This window comes from Vibrio iocasae, assembly GCF_042245395.1.
GTDB classification, from domain to species: Bacteria; Pseudomonadota; Gammaproteobacteria; order Enterobacterales; family Vibrionaceae; genus Vibrio; species Vibrio iocasae.
This window is the reverse complement of the sequence record NZ_CP145311.1, coordinates 2988272-3004993: the sequence shown is the minus strand read 5'-3', so window position 1 is coordinate 3004993 and position 16722 is coordinate 2988272. Positions and strand designations below refer to the sequence as shown.

17 protein-coding genes and 1 other annotated feature are annotated in these 16722 nt (G+C 42.7%); of the genes, 10 read left to right on the top strand and 7 right to left on the bottom strand.

What is annotated here, in order from left to right; translation table 11 throughout:
• Positions 1 to 10: 10 nt before the first annotated feature.
• Positions 11 to 727, bottom strand: coding sequence for a two-component system response regulator ArcA (arcA, locus tag SNR28_RS23510; protein WP_375751305.1), 717 nt, complete (start codon positions 725 to 727; stop codon positions 11 to 13).
• Between the two features lie 339 nt (positions 728 to 1066).
• Here arcA and SNR28_RS23505 point away from each other — a divergent pair, with 339 nt between their 5' ends.
• A complete protein-coding gene (locus SNR28_RS23505) occupies positions 1067 to 1495 on the top strand; it encodes a DUF3293 domain-containing protein (RefSeq protein WP_375751304.1) in 429 nt (142 codons plus the stop codon).
• Positions 1496 to 1580: 85 nt separating this feature from the next.
• Positions 1581 to 2063, top strand: coding sequence for a putative 4-hydroxy-4-methyl-2-oxoglutarate aldolase (locus SNR28_RS23500; RefSeq protein ID WP_375751303.1), 483 nt, complete (start codon positions 1581 to 1583; stop codon positions 2061 to 2063).
• Here SNR28_RS23500 and SNR28_RS23495 read toward each other — a convergent pair.
• A complete protein-coding gene (locus SNR28_RS23495; protein WP_375751302.1) occupies positions 2060 to 2533 on the bottom strand; it encodes a ribonuclease regulator in 474 nt (157 codons plus the stop codon). The genes SNR28_RS23500 and SNR28_RS23495 overlap by 4 nt on opposite strands.
• Before the next feature lie 350 nt (positions 2534 to 2883).
• Positions 2884 to 2999, top strand: a sequence feature (Thr leader region).
• A 29-nt stretch (positions 3000 to 3028) separates the two neighbouring features.
• Between SNR28_RS23495 and thrA the strand changes: the two genes are divergently transcribed.
• The 3 genes from thrA to thrC are packed head-to-tail and all read left to right on the top strand — an operon-like array spanning position 3029 to position 7739.
• Positions 3029 to 5488: a bifunctional aspartate kinase/homoserine dehydrogenase I gene (gene thrA / locus SNR28_RS23490; RefSeq protein ID WP_375751301.1), complete on the top strand. Its 2460-nt coding sequence runs from the start codon at positions 3029 to 3031 to the stop codon at positions 5486 to 5488.
• Positions 5489 to 5505: 17 nt separating this feature from the next.
• A complete protein-coding gene (thrB, locus tag SNR28_RS23485; protein ID WP_375754159.1) occupies positions 5506 to 6462 on the top strand; it encodes a homoserine kinase in 957 nt (318 codons plus the stop codon).
• Positions 6459 to 7739: a threonine synthase gene (thrC, locus tag SNR28_RS23480; protein WP_375751300.1), complete on the top strand. Its 1281-nt coding sequence runs from the start codon at positions 6459 to 6461 to the stop codon at positions 7737 to 7739. The genes thrB and thrC overlap by 4 nt, the downstream gene beginning before the upstream one ends.
• 577 nt (positions 7740 to 8316) lie before the next feature.
• Here the strand turns inward: thrC and grcA are convergent.
• The gene (gene grcA, locus SNR28_RS23475) at positions 8317 to 8694 is read right to left on the bottom strand and encodes an autonomous glycyl radical cofactor GrcA (RefSeq protein WP_375751299.1); all 378 of its coding nucleotides are present in this window, start codon (positions 8692 to 8694) and stop codon (positions 8317 to 8319) included.
• A gap of 344 nt (positions 8695 to 9038) precedes the next feature.
• On the opposite strand from grcA, the gene nfo reads away from it, so the two are divergent.
• From nfo to SNR28_RS23460, 3 genes are all read left to right on the top strand, one after another.
• Complete coding sequence (gene nfo, locus SNR28_RS23470) at positions 9039 to 9896, top strand: deoxyribonuclease IV (RefSeq protein WP_375751298.1); 858 nt, start codon at positions 9039 to 9041, stop codon at positions 9894 to 9896.
• Between the two features lie 279 nt (positions 9897 to 10175).
• On the top strand, positions 10176 to 10853 hold the full coding sequence (ung, locus tag SNR28_RS23465; RefSeq protein ID WP_375751297.1) for a uracil-DNA glycosylase: 678 nt from the start codon (positions 10176 to 10178) through the stop codon (positions 10851 to 10853).
• 107 nt (positions 10854 to 10960) lie between these two features.
• Entirely contained in the window at positions 10961 to 11527 is a 567-nt protein-coding gene (locus SNR28_RS23460; protein WP_375751296.1) for a hemerythrin domain-containing protein, read from the top strand.
• 58 nt (positions 11528 to 11585) lie between these two features.
• On the opposite strand, the gene SNR28_RS23455 is transcribed toward SNR28_RS23460, so the two are convergent.
• The gene (locus SNR28_RS23455; protein WP_375751295.1) at positions 11586 to 11771 is read right to left on the bottom strand and encodes a DUF3545 family protein; all 186 of its coding nucleotides are present in this window, start codon (positions 11769 to 11771) and stop codon (positions 11586 to 11588) included.
• A 309-nt stretch (positions 11772 to 12080) separates the two neighbouring features.
• Here SNR28_RS23455 and SNR28_RS23450 point away from each other — a divergent pair, with 309 nt between their 5' ends.
• The gene (locus SNR28_RS23450) at positions 12081 to 13499 is read left to right on the top strand and encodes an alanine/glycine:cation symporter family protein (RefSeq protein ID WP_375754158.1); all 1419 of its coding nucleotides are present in this window, start codon (positions 12081 to 12083) and stop codon (positions 13497 to 13499) included.
• 118 nt (positions 13500 to 13617) lie between these two features.
• Positions 13618 to 14391 carry a peroxide stress protein YaaA gene (yaaA, locus tag SNR28_RS23445; protein ID WP_375751294.1) on the top strand — a complete coding sequence of 258 codons (774 nt, stop codon included), beginning with the start codon at positions 13618 to 13620 and terminating at the stop codon, positions 14389 to 14391.
• 58 nt (positions 14392 to 14449) lie between these two features.
• On the opposite strand, the gene zapD is transcribed toward yaaA, so the two are convergent.
• The 3 genes from zapD to SNR28_RS23430 are packed head-to-tail and all read right to left on the bottom strand — an operon-like array spanning position 14450 to position 16715.
• Entirely contained in the window at positions 14450 to 15190 is a 741-nt protein-coding gene (gene zapD, locus SNR28_RS23440) for a cell division protein ZapD (RefSeq protein WP_375751292.1), read from the bottom strand.
• 45 nt (positions 15191 to 15235) lie between these two features.
• On the bottom strand, positions 15236 to 15844 hold the full coding sequence (gene coaE / locus SNR28_RS23435) for a dephospho-CoA kinase (protein WP_375751291.1): 609 nt from the start codon (positions 15842 to 15844) through the stop codon (positions 15236 to 15238).
• A 1-nt stretch (position 15845) separates the two neighbouring features.
• Entirely contained in the window at positions 15846 to 16715 is an 870-nt protein-coding gene (locus tag SNR28_RS23430) for a prepilin peptidase (RefSeq protein WP_375751290.1), read from the bottom strand.
• Between the last annotated feature and the right edge of the window lie 7 nt (positions 16716 to 16722).

Genomic DNA, 16722 nt, shown 5'->3' with positions numbered 1-16722 from the left:
AGGTTACCCCTTACTCTTCTAGGTCACCACAGAAGCGGTAGCCTTCACCGTGAATAGTTGCGATGATTTCAGGTGTATCACCCACTGACTCAAAGTGTTTGCGAATACGACGAATAGTAACGTCTACTGTGCGGTCGTGTGGCTTAAGTTCACGACCAGTCATCTTCTTAAGAAGGTCTGCGCGAGTCTGGATTTTTCCTGGGTTTTCACAGAAATGAAGTAGAGCACGGAACTCTGAACGAGGTAGCTTGTAGCCTTCGCCCATAGGACTGATTAGAGAGCGGCTGTTGATATCTAATATCCAGCCATTGAACTCATACTTCTCTACTGTACGCTTCTCTTCTGGAGCAGCATTAGCGCTCATAGAACGAGTTAGCAGGTTGCGAGCACGGATAGTCAGTTCTCTAGGATTGAATGGCTTAGTGATGTAATCATCAGCACCAATTTCCAGACCTAGAATCTTGTCTACTTCGTTATCACGGCCTGTCAGGAACATTAGTGCAACATTAGCCTGCTCACGTAGTTCTCTGGCCAGTAGAAGCCCATTTTTGCCAGGAAGGTTGATATCCATAATAACCAGATTGATCGAGTTATCGGATAATACGTCATGCATCTCTTCACCATCACTGGCTTCGAAAACTGCATAACCCTCTGCTTCGAAAATACTCTTAAGAGTATTGCGAGTTACTTGCTCATCTTCAACGATAAGAATCTGCGGGGTTTGCATCGGCGGTACCTAAATTGTAACTATTATGTTTAAATTTAATTGAATTCTAGGCAAAAAATAACATATGAGTAACTTGTTTGCGATATTGTGCAGTAAATTTTCGAGAATTATCTACAAATAGTGGGCCGTCCATTGCGCTACTTGTCTTGCAAACTTATCTGTTTCTTGAGAGCACGCTTTTCCCTGATCAGTCTCTCTATTGCCGTAATAGCGAAGGATTCTAATATTTTAACGAGATAGCAACAATAACAGTTTGTTAATTTTTTTCACTTTGTTGATTTATATCAAGTGGCTTCAAAATCCACTATTGATAGTTATGTAACCGTGATACAAAGGTAAATGATGAATATTAAACCATCACTTTTAGAAAAGTATAAAAGCGTGTACTTCTTTTTAAACAATGAGATAGCGGCTATTGAGTTCGCTATTATTACTGCGTGGAACCCTTTTAGTAAACCAGTGTCTTATAATGATAATAGGCAGAAAAATTTTCACTTAGAATGTGAAATATTGAAACAAAATTACGAAAAATTGCTGGTTGGTGATATAAATAAAGAATGGACAGAAGAGAGCTTTGCAGTTGAGATGTCTTTAGACGAGGCTGTAGAGTTAGGAATAAAGTACGAACAGAATGCAATCTATTACGTGAGAAGTGACAATGTTTATCTGGTGTCATGCATTGATGAACAAAAAGTTGAAAATGAAATTGCACTTTTTTCTCAGCGCACGAAATACCATGACTCCGTAATAGATCTAAGAAGGAATTAAATTAAACACAGCTATGTATCTGCAGTCCGGTAATGAGTACCAGAAGAGTAGATACGATGTATGCTGCAAAACTCAAGGAGGAAAAATGAACGATATACTTCCAGATCTATGTGACAAGTACGAAGAGCAGGTAACACTGTTGGATCTGCCACTACAAAGCTACGGCCAGCGCTATGCTTTTTTTGGTGAAATTGTCACAGTAAGGTGCTTTCACGACAACTCTATGGTTAGAGAGGTCTTAAGCCAGGATGGAAAAGGTAAAGTTCTTTTCGTTGACGGGAATGGTTCCTGCAAAAAAGCACTACTCGGAGACCAGCTTGCAATTCTAGCCATTGAAAATGGTTGGGAAGGTGTCATTGTTTATGGTGCTGTAAGAGATGTAGCCGCTCTTGCGGAAATGGATTTAGGTATCAAAGCACTTGCCGCAAACCCGTTCAAAACAGAGAAGAACGGAGCTGGTGAGGTGAACGTACCTCTAACCATGAACAGACAAACGGTCTTGCCTGGTGATTATATCTATGCAGACTGGAATGGTACTTTGATGTCACATGAGGAATTAGAGTTCTAAAAGCGGAACCCTAGACCCACTTCAAAACCACTTTGCCACTCTTCGACATCAAGAGTGGCATGCAAATCCAAATGCTCAGATAGTTTCACACGGCTAGATACTTCGGCAGAATAGACATTTTCTCTCTTACCATCATCTAACTTTTCATTCTTGGTATGAAGTGTACTTTGTAAGGTTACCTTCTCACTAAAGTGATAGCTAACACCACTTAAAAAGCCATTTTCATTAAGAGATTCATCAGATCCGCTATTGTTAAAGCGTGCCCCAACGTACAGATCAATAGAATCGAAAACTGAATAGGCGTAACCGCTATCAAATTTCCAAGTATCAAATGAATCGTTGTATTGAGTCTGACTAGAGACAAACAGTTTGTGCGGAGAATCATTTTCCTGACCGGGCAGGAAAGGTAGTTGCTCAGCCAGTGCGGTTCCAGAAAGCAGCACGAGACAAACTAATGATAATGTTTTCATTATGCCTCCCCTGCTTGGTATCACTGAATGATTATTTATAATGATTTAAATGTTACTATCTTGTTTTAAAAATGTTCATTTCATTCATTAAAACACATTTTTCTAATTTTGAACCTTTCATTTAGATATTTATATAGAACGTTTGGTTATTAAATGGAATATAAGATATCTAACTGTCTGTTATTTATAGCTATACCTATATCTAATGTTATGGAACTGACACTTAAAATTTAGGCTTTTTTTGACAAAAGGCCAACTTTCCATTGACTCCTAGTCAGAAAATCGGTAAACGTAGAGATAGCAAACAGATAAACACGCAACAGAAGTAAATAATTAAATGCTAACAGCACGCCATATTATGACCACAACCATGATTATTACCGACACTACCATTGTTGGGGCAGGCTGCTAAGCGAAAGAATTTCAAGAAAAGGCCTGTATCCCACAAGATACAGGCCTTTTTTTATACCGATTTAAAATAGACCGGAGGTAGGGATGCGAGTTCTAAAATTTGGTGGCTCATCACTAGCAGATGCAGATCGCTTTTTAAGAGCAGCGGATATTATTGCAAACAATGCACAGCAGGAAGAGACAGCGGTAGTTTTGTCTGCTCCAGGTAAAACCACTAACAAACTGGTGGCAGTTATCGAAGGGGCACTACGTAATGGTGACGCAGATTTACAGATTAATGAGCTCGAGAGTTCTTTTAACCAGCTATTTGCAGCGATTAAGGAAGTACTGCCCAATCTTGAGAACAAAGCATTCGATGATCAGGTAAATACATCCATTTCACAGCTTCGCCAGTTTGTGCATGGCATCTCTTTGTTGGGGACTTGTCCGAATCACGTAAATGCGCGCATCATCAGTAAAGGTGAGCGTATTTCCATCAAGTTGATGCAATCCGTCCTGGAAGCGAAAGGTCAGCCTGCGAGTCTAATTGATCCGGTAAAGTACCTGAATGCGTCTGGTGATCATCTTGAAGCAATGGTTGATGTTGAAGCTTCGACACTAAACTTTAAAAAGAACCCGCTACCTGAAGGTCATGTAAACATCATGCCGGGCTTTACAGCCGGTAATGAAGAAGGTGAGCTGGTTACTCTAGGTCGAAATGGCTCAGACTACTCCGCAGCGGTTCTTGCCGCATGTTTAAGAGCTGAATGCTGTGAAATCTGGACTGATGTAGATGGTGTATACAACTGTGACCCTCGACTTGTCGATGACGCTCGTCTGCTAAAATCGTTGAGCTATCAGGAAGCAATGGAGCTTTCTTACTTCGGAGCTTCAGTTCTTCATCCTAAAACTATCGCACCTATTGCTCAGTTCCATATTCCGTGTCTAATCAAAAACAGCTTTAACCCACAGGGTGCTGGCACACTTATCGGGCAGGATACGGGCGAAGACAAGCTATCTATCAAGGGTATTACGACTCTGAACAAGCTGACTATGGTCAACGTATGTGGACCAGGTCTTAAAGGCATGGTTGGTATGGCAAGCCGCGTATTCGGTGCTATGTCGTCTGCTGGTGTTTCGATAGTTCTTATTACTCAGTCTTCTTCTGAATACTCAATCAGCTTCTGTATTGAAGCCGCTGACAAGCCTTTGGCTGAAGACGCGCTTCGTAATACCTTTGAGCTTGAGCTTAAAGATGGCCTGTTAGAGCCTGTAGAGTTTATGGATGACGTATCTATTGTGACTCTGGTTGGTGATGGCATGAGAACATCGAAAGGGGTAGCTTCTCGCTTCTTCTCATCTCTTGCAGAAATCAACGTGAATATCGTTGCAATTGCTCAAGGATCATCTGAGCGAGCTATTTCAGCCGTAATTCCTGAAGATAAGGTCTCAGAAGCAATCAAAGCATGTCACGAGAACTTATTTAACTCAAAGCATTTCCTTGACCTGTTTATCGTTGGTGTTGGTGGCGTTGGTGGTGAACTTGTGGATCAGGTTCAACGTCAACAAGCGAAACTGGCTGACAAAGGCATCATTCTGAGAGTTTGTGGTTTAGCGAATAGCAAGGGCATGCTTATCGATGGGAAAGGCCTGCCTCTGGATGGTTGGCGTGACAGAATGAACAATGTTTCCGAAGAGCTTAGCCTTGCAGGTTTGATCTCGACTGTTCAGCGTAACCACATTATCAACCCGGTACTTGTAGATTGTACTTCCAGTGAAGTTATCGCAAACCAGTACGCAGATTTTATGGCGGCAGGCTTCCATGTTGTTACTCCGAACAAAAAAGCAAACACAGCAAGCATGGCTTACTACCATCAGCTAAGAGATGTATCCAGAACTTCTCGTCGTAAGCTGATGTATGAGACAACGGTTGGTGCTGGCCTTCCGGTTATTGAGAACCTGCAAAATCTGATGGCGGCAGGTGATGAGTTAGAGAAGTTCAACGGTATTCTGTCAGGATCTCTTTCTTATATCTTCGGTAAGTTGGATGAAGGTATGACTCTGAGCGAAGCGACAAATATTGCGAAAGAGAACGGCTTTACCGAACCAGATCCACGTGATGACCTATCCGGTATGGATGTGGCGCGTAAACTACTTATTTTAGCTCGTGAGTCTGGGCTTGAACTTGAGCTTGAAGATGTTCAGGTTGAACAGGCGTTACCACCTGGATTTGATGATTCTGGTAGTGTTGAAGAGTTTATGGATCGCCTTCCTGAGGCTGATGCTTATTTCTCAGAACTGTCTGCAAAAGCGGCGGAAGAAGGCAAAGTGCTACGTTACGTAGGCGAGATCAACGATGGTCAGTGCAAAGTGCACATTACTGCTGTCGATGGTAGCGACCCTATGTTCAAGATTAAAGATGGCGAGAACGCGCTTGCGTTCTATAGCCGATACTATCAGCCAATCCCTCTGGTTCTTCGTGGCTACGGTGCGGGTACAGAAGTAACAGCAGCAGGTGTCTTTGCTGATGTGATGCGTACGCTTGGCTGGAAGTTGGGGATGTAAAAATGGAATCAAGTGACATGAGTGTTGTTGTTTACGCTCCCGCTTCAATCGGGAATGTGAGTGTTGGTTTCGATGTACTTGGCGCAGCAGTGTCTCCTATTGATGGGACACTACTTGGCGACAGAGTAGAAGTTAAAGCAGGAAGTGAGCCTTTTGCTTTGAATACCGCAGGTAACTTTGTATCTAAGCTACCGGAGAACCCAAAAGAGAACATTGTTTACGACTGCTGGGTTGTATTTGCCAGAGAGTTAGAGAAAAAAGGTGTCGAGCTGAAGCCTTTAACCATGACTCTTGAAAAGAATATGCCTATCGGTTCGGGCCTTGGTTCTTCCGCCTGTTCTATCGTTGCAGCACTGGATGCTCTGAATCGTTTCCATGGTCAACCGTTAAACGAGATGGAACTGCTGGCACTGATGGGAGAGATGGAAGGTAAGATCTCTGGTGGTGTTCATTACGATAACGTTGCTCCGTGTTATCTGGGCGGTGTTCAATTAATGTTGGAAGAGCTTGGCATTATCAGTCAGGAAGTACCATGCTTTGATGATTGGTATTGGGTGATGGCGTATCCGGGTATTAAAGTATCCACTGCGGAAGCGCGTGAAATTTTGCCATCCCAGTATCGTCGCCAGGACATTATCGCCCATGGTCGCCACCTTGCTGGTTTTATTCATGCGTGTCATTCAGGGCAGCCTGAATTAGCTGCAAAAATGATCAAAGACGTGATCGCTGAACCGTATCGTGAGAAACTACTGCCGGGTTTTGCGAATGCACGTAAGTACGCTACCTCAGCAGGTGCTCTCGCGACGGGTATATCAGGATCAGGCCCAACCCTATTTAGCGTTTGCAAAGAAAAAGATGTCGCTGAGCGAGTTGCTCGCTGGTTAGAACAAAATTACGTACAAAATGATGAAGGATTCGTTCACGTTTGCCGTCTGGACAAACAAGGTTCGATCGTTACAGGAAGTGAGCTATGAAGCTTTATAACATAAAAGAGAATGATGAAGTTGTATCCTTTGGCCAAGCCGTTCGCCAGGGGTTAGGCCGTAATCAAGGGTTGTTTTTTCCATCTGAACTGCCAAAGTTTGATGATGTAGATGCTCTATTGGCAGAAGACTTTATTACCCGCAGCGGTAAAATTCTCTCTGCACTGATTGGTGATGAGTTAAGCCCAGAAAAGGTAGAAGAACTCGTAGGCAACGCTTTCCAGTTCCCAGCACCGATTAATCAGGTAAAAGATGGTGTCTATGCCCTTGAGCTTTTCCATGGTCCTACGCTGGCATTTAAAGACTTTGGTGGCCGCTTTATGGCTCAGTCTCTTGCAGCAGTATCTGACGGTGGCAAAATCACTATTCTGACGGCAACATCGGGTGATACTGGTGCCGCTGTAGCTCATGCTTTCTACGGTATGGAAAATATCGATGTCGTGATCCTTTATCCTAAAGGAAAGATCAGCCCACTTCAGGAAAAGCTGTTCTGTACACTTGGTAAAAACATTCACACCGTTGCAATCAACAGCGATTTTGACGCGTGTCAGTCACTGGTTAAACAGTCATTTGAAGATCAGGCACTGCGTGAAGAGATCGGTCTTAACTCAGCGAACTCAATCAACATTAGCCGTCTGATGGCTCAGATCTGCTACTACTTTGAAGCAGCATCGCAGATGAGTAAGGAAGAGCGCGAGAATTTGGTTGTGTCAGTACCAAGTGGTAACTTCGGTAACTTAACTGCGGGGATGCTTGCTAAAGCGCTTGGACTTCCGGTAAAACGCTTTATCGCGGCAACTAACGTAAATGACACCGTTCCTCGTTACCTTGAAACTGGTGAGTGGGAACCTAAGCCAACTATCGCGACTACTTCAAACGCAATGGACGTAAGTCAGCCAAACAACTGGCCTCGAATTGAAGAGCTTTGCCGCATCAAAGGCTGGGGTTTAGATACACTGGGTAAAGGTGCAGTTACAGACGAGCAGAGTGCGGATTCTGTGCGTGAGCTAAATGGTATGGATTATCTGTGTGAACCTCACGGTGCGATTGCTTACCGTGTGCTAGATGAGCAGTTACAGGAAGGTGAAACAGGCCTGTTCCTTTGTACTGCTCACCCAGCGAAGTTCAAAGAGGTGGTTGATGAGATCCTGGATAAGGATATCGAAGTTCCGGGACCATTGGCTAAGCATGCAGCGATGGAGCTTCTGTCCGACGAGATGGATGCTGATTTCGATGCACTAAAGGCTAAGCTGAGAAGCATCCGCTAAGTATCAAATAGAATCAAAAGCAGATAAAGAAAGAGCGCTTACCCGGTGGATGGAAAGCGCTCTTTTTGTTAGAAGCATTAACACCAATCATGACATCTCTTTAGACAAAACAATCGCGACGAGTCCGACAATCACACCTGTTAACAGAGCGGTAAGTATTATAGTTAGCATGGTCATGCTCATATGGGGTTATCCTTTCTTTCTTATATAAATAGATTGTTGAGATACAAGGATGCTATCTGTCTATATAAGCGAGTAATAGTAGGTATTAATGCTTACTTACATTCGCAATATGAGTTAATTCCGTTTGTTACATTTGTTTAAGGAATTTCTGATTAGGGGGGGAATGATTTACTGGGAATGCTCGATTCCATAAACCGCTTATTCAGCTATGATAATAATGTTACCTAGATAACTACTCGCATGTTCATTCCATCGAGCACACCCAGCAAATCATCCGTCTTTTTTAATTATACTGCTCATGGAGTAGAGTACTCCCAATGAGCCTGATTGCAGGTTACAGGCATAAAAAAAGCAGCATCATCGGATGCTGCTTTTTGGAAACTTGAGTACTGAATTATAGAGTTTCAGTAAAAGTACGAGCGATAACGTCGCGCTGTTGCTCTGGAGTCAGAGAGTTGAAGCGTACAGCGTAACCAGATACACGGATAGTTAGCTGTGGGTAGTTCTCTGGGTGTGCTACTGCATCTTCAAGAGTTTCACGCTTCAGAACGTTAACGTTCAGGTGCTGACCACCTTCGATTTTTGGTGCTGTTTCGATAGCAACTTCACGGCTTTCGAACTCACCTAGCTCAGATGCTGCTACAACCTGATCAGCTTCGTAGCCAGTAGCTGCTGCAACACAGCGTGCTTCGTTCTTTTCAGTGTCTAGTAGCCAGATAGAGTTTAGTAGCTCATCGTTTGCTGCTTTAGTAATTTGAATACCCTGAATCATAACTTTCTCCTAAATCACAATTTGTGTGGTAATTATTAATTTGTTGAGCATCTTGCGTTAGCTTGTTGTGGTTATAATAATATTGATTTAAGTCAAAATACAACTAAAAACCTCGAAAATTTTAAGGTATTTTCCTTGAGGTACATCAATAAATGTTTAAAAACAGTAAGTTCTGGATTTTACTGATATTTTTGAAATTTTCAAAAGTGAATTTATTGTTGTTTGTTTACTACATAAATGTCGATTAATTGATAATGATGCGTTATCAATTTAAGGATTTACTTTGGTGTTTCGCTTTGGCAATGTAGTGAAAAAAGTACAAAAGAAAACATAGAGAGAAAGTAGTGAGTAATAAATATTTCGGAGCCCATGTTTCTGCCGCTGGTGGTGTTGAAAATGCACCTATCAGAGCGAGTGAGATTGAAGCAAATGCATTCGCACTGTTTACTAAAAACCAAAGGCAATGGGTAGCAAAGCCTCTTACTGATGAGAGTATTCGCGGCTTTAAACAAAACTGCGCAAAGTTAGGTTATAAATCTGAACAGATTCTTCCCCATGATTCCTACCTGATAAACCTTGGAGCACCTGAAGAAGAAAAGTTAGAAAAGTCTCGTAATGCGTTTATCGATGAAATGGAGCGCTGTAGTCAGCTAGGGCTGACTCTACTGAATTTCCATCCGGGAAGTCACCTTAAGAAAATATCTGAACAAGAGTGTCTGGCAAAGATCGCTGAGTCGATCAATCTGGCGCACAAAACCGTACCTGAGGTTATCGCTGTAATAGAAAATACAGCTGGGCAGGGAACTAACCTTGGCTGGAAGTTTGAACACCTGGCGGAGATCATTGAGCTGGTGGAGGATAAAGAAAGGGTAGGGGTTTGCCTCGATACTTGCCACACCTTTGCCGCTGGATACGATCTCAGAACAAAAGAAGCTTGCGAGGAGACATTCGCAGAGTTTGATCGAGTTGTAGGTATGCACTATTTACGAGCAATGCATCTTAATGATTCAAAAACAAAACTCGCAGGGAAAGTCGATCGACATCACTCTCTGGGACAGGGTGAAATTGGCTGGGACTGCTTTGAGTATATTGCTCAGGACAGTCGATTTAATTCTATCCCATTGATCTTAGAGACAATTGAACCAGAAATCTGGAAGGATGAAATACAAGCACTTCGTCATCTTGAAATAAAAAGTAGTTAGTATCCAGAGAGTTGAAGTTCAGGATGAGCATATTTTGAAAAGCTGGCACTGATCTTTCATTACTAAGGTTGTGTTATACCAAAGTCGTAAGAGGTGCCATATGCGTTTATCTTCAACTTCAATTAATCGTTCTCGCTCTATACCTGTACCAAACCGCCATATCCAAGGGCGAGGTCACTTTCGAACACCACAAAGGCACCATTGATTCAGGTTAAGTCGACTTTCTGATTCCTTTAAAATCGGTATAATCATTCCGACAAAATTTTAGGGGAATCAGAAATGAGCCAAGCACTTACATGGCACGATGTCATCGGTCGTGAAAAAGAACAAGAGTACTTCCGTCAGACTATGGCCTTTGTGCAGGCCGAGCGCGATTCAGGCAAGACTGTTTACCCTCCAGCGCAGGATGTATTCAATGCGTTTCGTTACACAGAGCTTTCCGATGTCAAAGTGGTCATTTTAGGACAAGACCCTTACCACGGACCTAACCAAGCTCATGGTCTCTGTTTTTCTGTACTTCCTGGTGTTAAAACACCTCCGTCTCTAGTAAACATGTACAAAGAGCTGGCGCAGGATATTCCCGGTTTTGAGATTCCAGGACACGGCTACCTGAAAAGTTGGGCGGAGCAGGGTGTATTGCTTTTGAACACGGTTTTAACTGTCGAGCAGGGTAAAGCCCATTCTCATTCAAAAACAGGTTGGGAAACCTTTACAGACAGAGTAATCGAAGCAGTCAACGAGCACTGTGAAGGGGTTATTTTTCTGCTGTGGGGAGCGCATGCTCAGAAGAAAGGGCGGGTAATTGACCGTAACCGTCACCATGTATTGATGGCACCGCACCCTTCTCCACTGTCAGCCCATCGTGGTTTTTTTGGTAGTAAACACTTCTCCCAAACCAATGAGATTTTGTCCCAAAAAGGCTTTAAAGTTATCGATTGGCAACCAAAGCTAGATTAGTACTTACTAATTTATTGTTGAAATTCTAGACAGTTATCAAGGCAAGCTTCCGGATTCTTTTATACACTTATATTTATTAAGGACAATTAGATAAGGAGAAGGAAGCGATGATGATAGAGCAGATTCGCCGCGAACATGGCTACATGGTTCGATTACTGGCGATACTTAGAAAGAAGCTTAATCGAATTCGTAGTGAAGAACCTATCAACTACAGCTTGATAAAAGAGATAGTCGATTACCTATCCAGTCATTCCGAATCTACCCACCATCCAAAAGAAGATATTTTATATCAGTATTATATCAAGACTTATGGTGCCGGAGATAAAGTGCATAATCAGGAGATGAAAGATCTGGAAAAGGATCATGTGGAGCTTTCTGCCAAGACTCATGATTTTTTGGATATTGTGGAGATGATTCTTCAGGATGCCGTCGTTCCGTTAGATGTATTTGCAGATCAGCTAGAGTCATTTATTCAGGAACAAAAACGTCATCTGGATTTTGAAGAGCATGAAGTTCTTCCTGTAATCAACAAGACGTTTACGACTCATGATTGGCAAGCAGTAGAGAGCCTGTGGGAGCAGACTGATGATGACCCGGTATTTGGGGATACTATTGCCGACAAGTACAAGCAGCTTGCTGAACGTGTTCGCCAGACGGATCAGGAAGCTATTTGATAAAGCATTCTAATAAATACCAAACAGGCACCGATGAGGTGCCTGTTTGGTAAATTCGTTATAAGTCGATATCGTCGATACTGTAATCCAGACAGCAATCCAGATCCATCAGCTCTTTCTGTAAGCGCTGGCGATCCTTAATTGCCTCTATTTCGCGCCATTTTCGTTTGGCTGGTTTAGCTCTGCTTGAGCGAGTCTGACCTTCATTCATTTCCATGATGTCATCTAGTGCAAATCCATTCATGTGCGACCTCACTTATTGTAATTAATCCTAACCAGAGTGTCTCAGGTACTTAAGTAACATAACTGCCATCAGGTTAGCCATGATGTGTTTCTCATTTGTTTCTCTTCTATGAAGCTTTTATTAGAAAATTAACACTAATTCACAGTTTGAACATATTAGTTGGTTGAAAAATAACCGAATTCCAGATTGTCGTTTAATTCTGATAGTACAAATCGTGTAGTATTGGCCAAAAGGACTAAACTAACTCTTGCTGTATGCAGTTAGGCAGAAGTACCAAAAGGAGCTTTGGTGGAAGAAGTAATTTATATAATGAGTGATCTACTTTGGGGGGCAGTGTTGATCTACCTGCTGATTGGGGTAGGTATCTTTTTTACTGTAAAGTTAAATTTCATCCAGTTCCGGCACTTCCGCCATATGTTTTCTGTCCTAAAAAGTAGCCGAAAATCCGACAAAGCGGGTATCTCATCTTTTCAGGCTCTATGTACCAGTCTGGCAGCGCGTGTTGGTACCGGTAATATGGCTGGTGTCGCAGTTGCATTAACCGTTGGTGGACCTGGAGCTATCTTTTGGATGTGGCTAATCGCCATGTTAGGGATGCCAACGGCCTTTGCTGAGAGTACTCTGGCTCAGCTTTATAAAACGAAAGACCGTGACGGAAGCTATCGGGGAGGCCCTGCGTACTATATCGAGAAAGGACTCGGGATGCGCTGGCTCGGTGTTGTCTTTTCTATATTCCTTATTATTTCATTCGGGTTGGTTTTTAATGCCGTTCAGGCCAACTCGATAGCGAGCGCCATGCAGGTGACCTTTGGCTGGAATCCCGTATACGTTGGTTTTGGTATTGTTGCTTTATCTGCTGTTGTGATCTTTGGTGGTCTGAGGGTGATTGCAAGAACAGCAGAGATTATTGTTCCTTTTATGGCCCTGGCTTACTTAGGTATCGCCTTATTTTTCCTGATTATCAATATCGAGCAAGTTCCATCGATACTGGTTTTGATCTTTAAAAGTGCATTTGGATTTCAAGAAGCTGCGGCTGGTGGTGTTGGGTACGCCATCGCTCAGGCGATGATAAATGGGATAAAACGAGGTTTGTTTTCAAACGAAGCGGGAATGGGTTCTGCTCCCAACGTAGCTGCTTCTGCAACTCCTTACCCGCCGCATCCCGCATCGCAGGGTTATGTTCAAATGCTGGGTGTTTTTTTTGACACGTTAGTAATTTGTAGCGCGACGGTCGCTATTATTCTTCTTTCCGGGGAATATGTACCCAATGGCGAAATGTCAGGGATAGAATTGACGCACAGAGCTTTAAGCTCACAAACAGGAGAGTGGGGAAGTATTTTTATCACCGTAGCAATTTTCTTTTTTGCTTTTACTTCCATTATTGCCAACTACTCTTATGCTGAGACAAATCTGATGTTTATTGAGCACAATCATAAGGCTGGGATGAACTTCTTCAGAGCTCTTGTACTGCTTATGGTTATGTTTGGTGCAATAAAGCCAGTAGAGGTGGTCTGGTCACTAGCAGACGTATCTATGGGGTTGATGGTCATCGTAAATCTGGTGGCAATACTGCTTCTGTCTGAAATTGTGATTAAGTTAGCCAGGGACTACAACCAGCAGTTAATGTCGGGCAGAGTTCCAAAGTTTAATCCGAAAGATTATCCTGAACTTCACTCTCAGTTGGAAGAGGGGATTTGGAGGGAAAAGGATAAGGTTAACTCACCTTAAGGCTTGCTATATAGTACCTATCAGAACAATAGAGAAAGCCGTGCTGACTTAGGTGCGTGTTTTCATTACTATTCAATTTAGAGCCAGTTATAAAAATTATTCAGTCAGGAAGAAAGTCATGCTTATTGTTATATCGCCAGCAAAAACATTAGATTACGAAACTCCACCAGTGACACAAACCTATACTCAACCAGAATTGGTAGATCACTCAAAGGAACTGATTGAGGTGTGCCGCCAACTTACGCCTCAGGATATTTCTGCATTGATGAAGGTGAGCGATAAAATTGCAGGTCTGAATGTGGCTCGTTTTGAGCAGTGGCAAGAGACTTTCAATCGGGAAAATGCCAAGCAGTCGATTCTTGCTTTCAAAGGGGATGTATACACCGGGTTGGAAGCGGAAACTATGAGTGAAGACGACTTTAACTATGCTCAGTCACATCTTCGTATTCTTTCTGGATTATACGGCTTACTAAAGCCTCTTGACTTAATGCAGCCATATCGCCTTGAGATGGGTACTAAGCTTGGAAATGAACGAGGTACAAACCTATATCAGTTCTGGGGAAACATCATCACAGATAAGCTGAACGAAGCTCTTAATCAGCAAGGTGACAATGTCCTGATAAACCTAGCTTCCAACGAGTATTTCAAGTCGGTTAAACTTAAGTCACTTGATGCCAGCGTAATCACTCCAGTATTTAAAGACTGTAAGAATGGCAAGTATAAAGTGATCAGCTTTTATGCCAAAAAGGCTCGCGGCATGATGGCCCGTTATATTATTGACAACCGAGTGAGCAGTGTAGAAGGACTGACTAAGTTTGATGTTGCTGGTTACTACTTTGATGAAGCAGAATCTACTGCGACAGAACTGGTGTTCAAGCGAGACGAGCAGTAAGCTATTTGACTAGTAATAAAAAACCGCATCGAACGATGCGGTTTATTGTATCTGGTTGTTAGCTACATATAGCCAGTTCAAACTCGATATCCTGACTGCTTGCTTGTCCTGTCGAGAAGGACATAAACTTGATAGCGAATCGGTTTTTATGACCTGAGATCATTGGATAGACACCATCTTTTAACGGAATGTTCAGCCGCAGAATATTGGCTTCTTCAGCATCACTTTGAAAAAAGCCATTTCGTGCTATTTGCGGTTTAAAGTAGCCAGATTCGCGGCATAGCTGTAGCCACAAATTCAGTGACTCAGACAGCGGTTGCAAGGTCTCCATCCAGCCTTCGGCATTCTTCTTTCTCGTTTCGAGGGGAAGGTGGTTCCAGTAGTGCAGTGCAGGTAAGTCGAAACAACAAGTTCCGCCTGGTAGGTTGAACCTCTGGCGGATTGAGCTTAGGAAACGATCTTCCTTTAAAGTACGGCCGAATCTTTCTGCTCCCATCAGCTTTTTATGAACGAGATCTAACTCTTCCAGTACTGATAATAGCTTTTCCTGATTAACGCCTTCGACATTTAACCAACTCTTATAGGAAAGTCTTTGCTTTTCTATATCTTTCGCGAGTTCAGCTTTTAGCTGAATCTGATCGAATATCTCTAATAAATCGAAAATCGAACGAAAGAACTGATGATATTGATGGTTATCTGAAAAGTTTGCGGAATGGTGCATCTGCCTCAACAGAGCTTCAACTCTGAGGTAAATGCGGGTTTTCTCATTTAGTGGGTGTTCAAATTTATGATTTGTCATTCCGCGACCTTAATATCCTCTCGGTTGGTTACTTACTACACAATGTTAGTGGGAGCTTTGACTGAGAGATAGATACTTAGCGTGTAATTCTGCAACTCTGGGCAGCAGATCCAGATTCTCATTATCGTTTAGGATAACATCATCTGCGATAGCAAGTCTCTGTTTTCTATCTGCCTGGGAAGCCAATATTGATTTTACTTGCGATTCAGATACGTTATCACGCTTTATTGTACGCTGAATTTGAGTCTCAGGGCTAACATCTACGACCAGAATTCTGTCCGTCATTGATTGCATCTGGTTTTCTACCAGTAAAGGAACAATAAAGAGTCCATATGGTGATGAGATATTTGCTAGTTGCTGCTTCATCTCTTGGCGAATAATCGGATGAAGTAAATTGTTTAGCCAATCTTTTTCTTCTGGTTTAGAGAAAATGATTTCACGCAGCTTGGCTCTGTTGAGCTGGCCTGAAGTGGTGAGAATCTCTTTACCAAATCGCTTTTCGATTTCATTCAGCCCTGTGGTACCTGGTTCCACCACTTCTCTTGCAACGATATCCGCATCAACAGCCTGAACCTTAAATTCATTCTGAAATAGGTTTGCGACAGTCGTTTTGCCGCTAGCGATTCCGCCAGTTAATCCGACGATATAAGGCATATTAAATCCCCAGAATGTTCGTGAAATACCAGTTGGTGATATCTACACCCCAAAGCAGAGCAATCCACCCAGCTATTGCCAGATAAGGGCCAAATGGAAAGGACTTATCTATGCCTTTCTTTTGCATTCTTAGCTGTATTATGCCGAAGAACAGACCAACAAATGACGAAAGAAGTACGATGATTGGTAGAGCTTGCCAACCTAGCCATGCCCCTAAAGCTGCGAGTAACTTGAAGTCACCATAACCCATCCCTTCTTTACCTGTCAGCAACTTAAATAACCAGTAAACTGACCATAAGCAGAGATAACCAGCCATCGCACCTATGATCGCATCTTCCAACGAAACAGGGCTCCAACCAATCAGAGATAATGCGATTCCACCCCACATCAAAGGCAGAGTAAGCTGATCTGGCAATAACATCGTATCGAAGTCGATGAAAGTGGCGCTTATCAGTACAAAAGTGAAGAAAAGTGCGGCTACAGCGAAGTAGTTGAATCCCATGACTAATGCCACCGTCAGACACATCACGGCAGTGAGTATTTCTATTAGTGGATAGCGAATGCTAATTGAGGTAGAGCATTTGTGGCATTTTCCCCGCAGCATCAGCCAACTAAGAACCGGAATGTTGTCGATTGCCCTGATAGGCGTGTTGCATTTTGGGCAACGGGAGCGTGGCTTACTGAGGTTAAACGTCCCTTCTTCCACAGGTATATTTAGCTCTGGAAATGTTTCCGCACAGTCTTGTTTCCACTCTCGCTCCATCATGATCGGGAGACGATGGATAACTACGTTCAGAAAGCTTCCAACGATTAAACCCAAAATAGACGCTAATACAGGAAAAAGCCAAGGGTAGATATACAACAATTCCATTTTGATA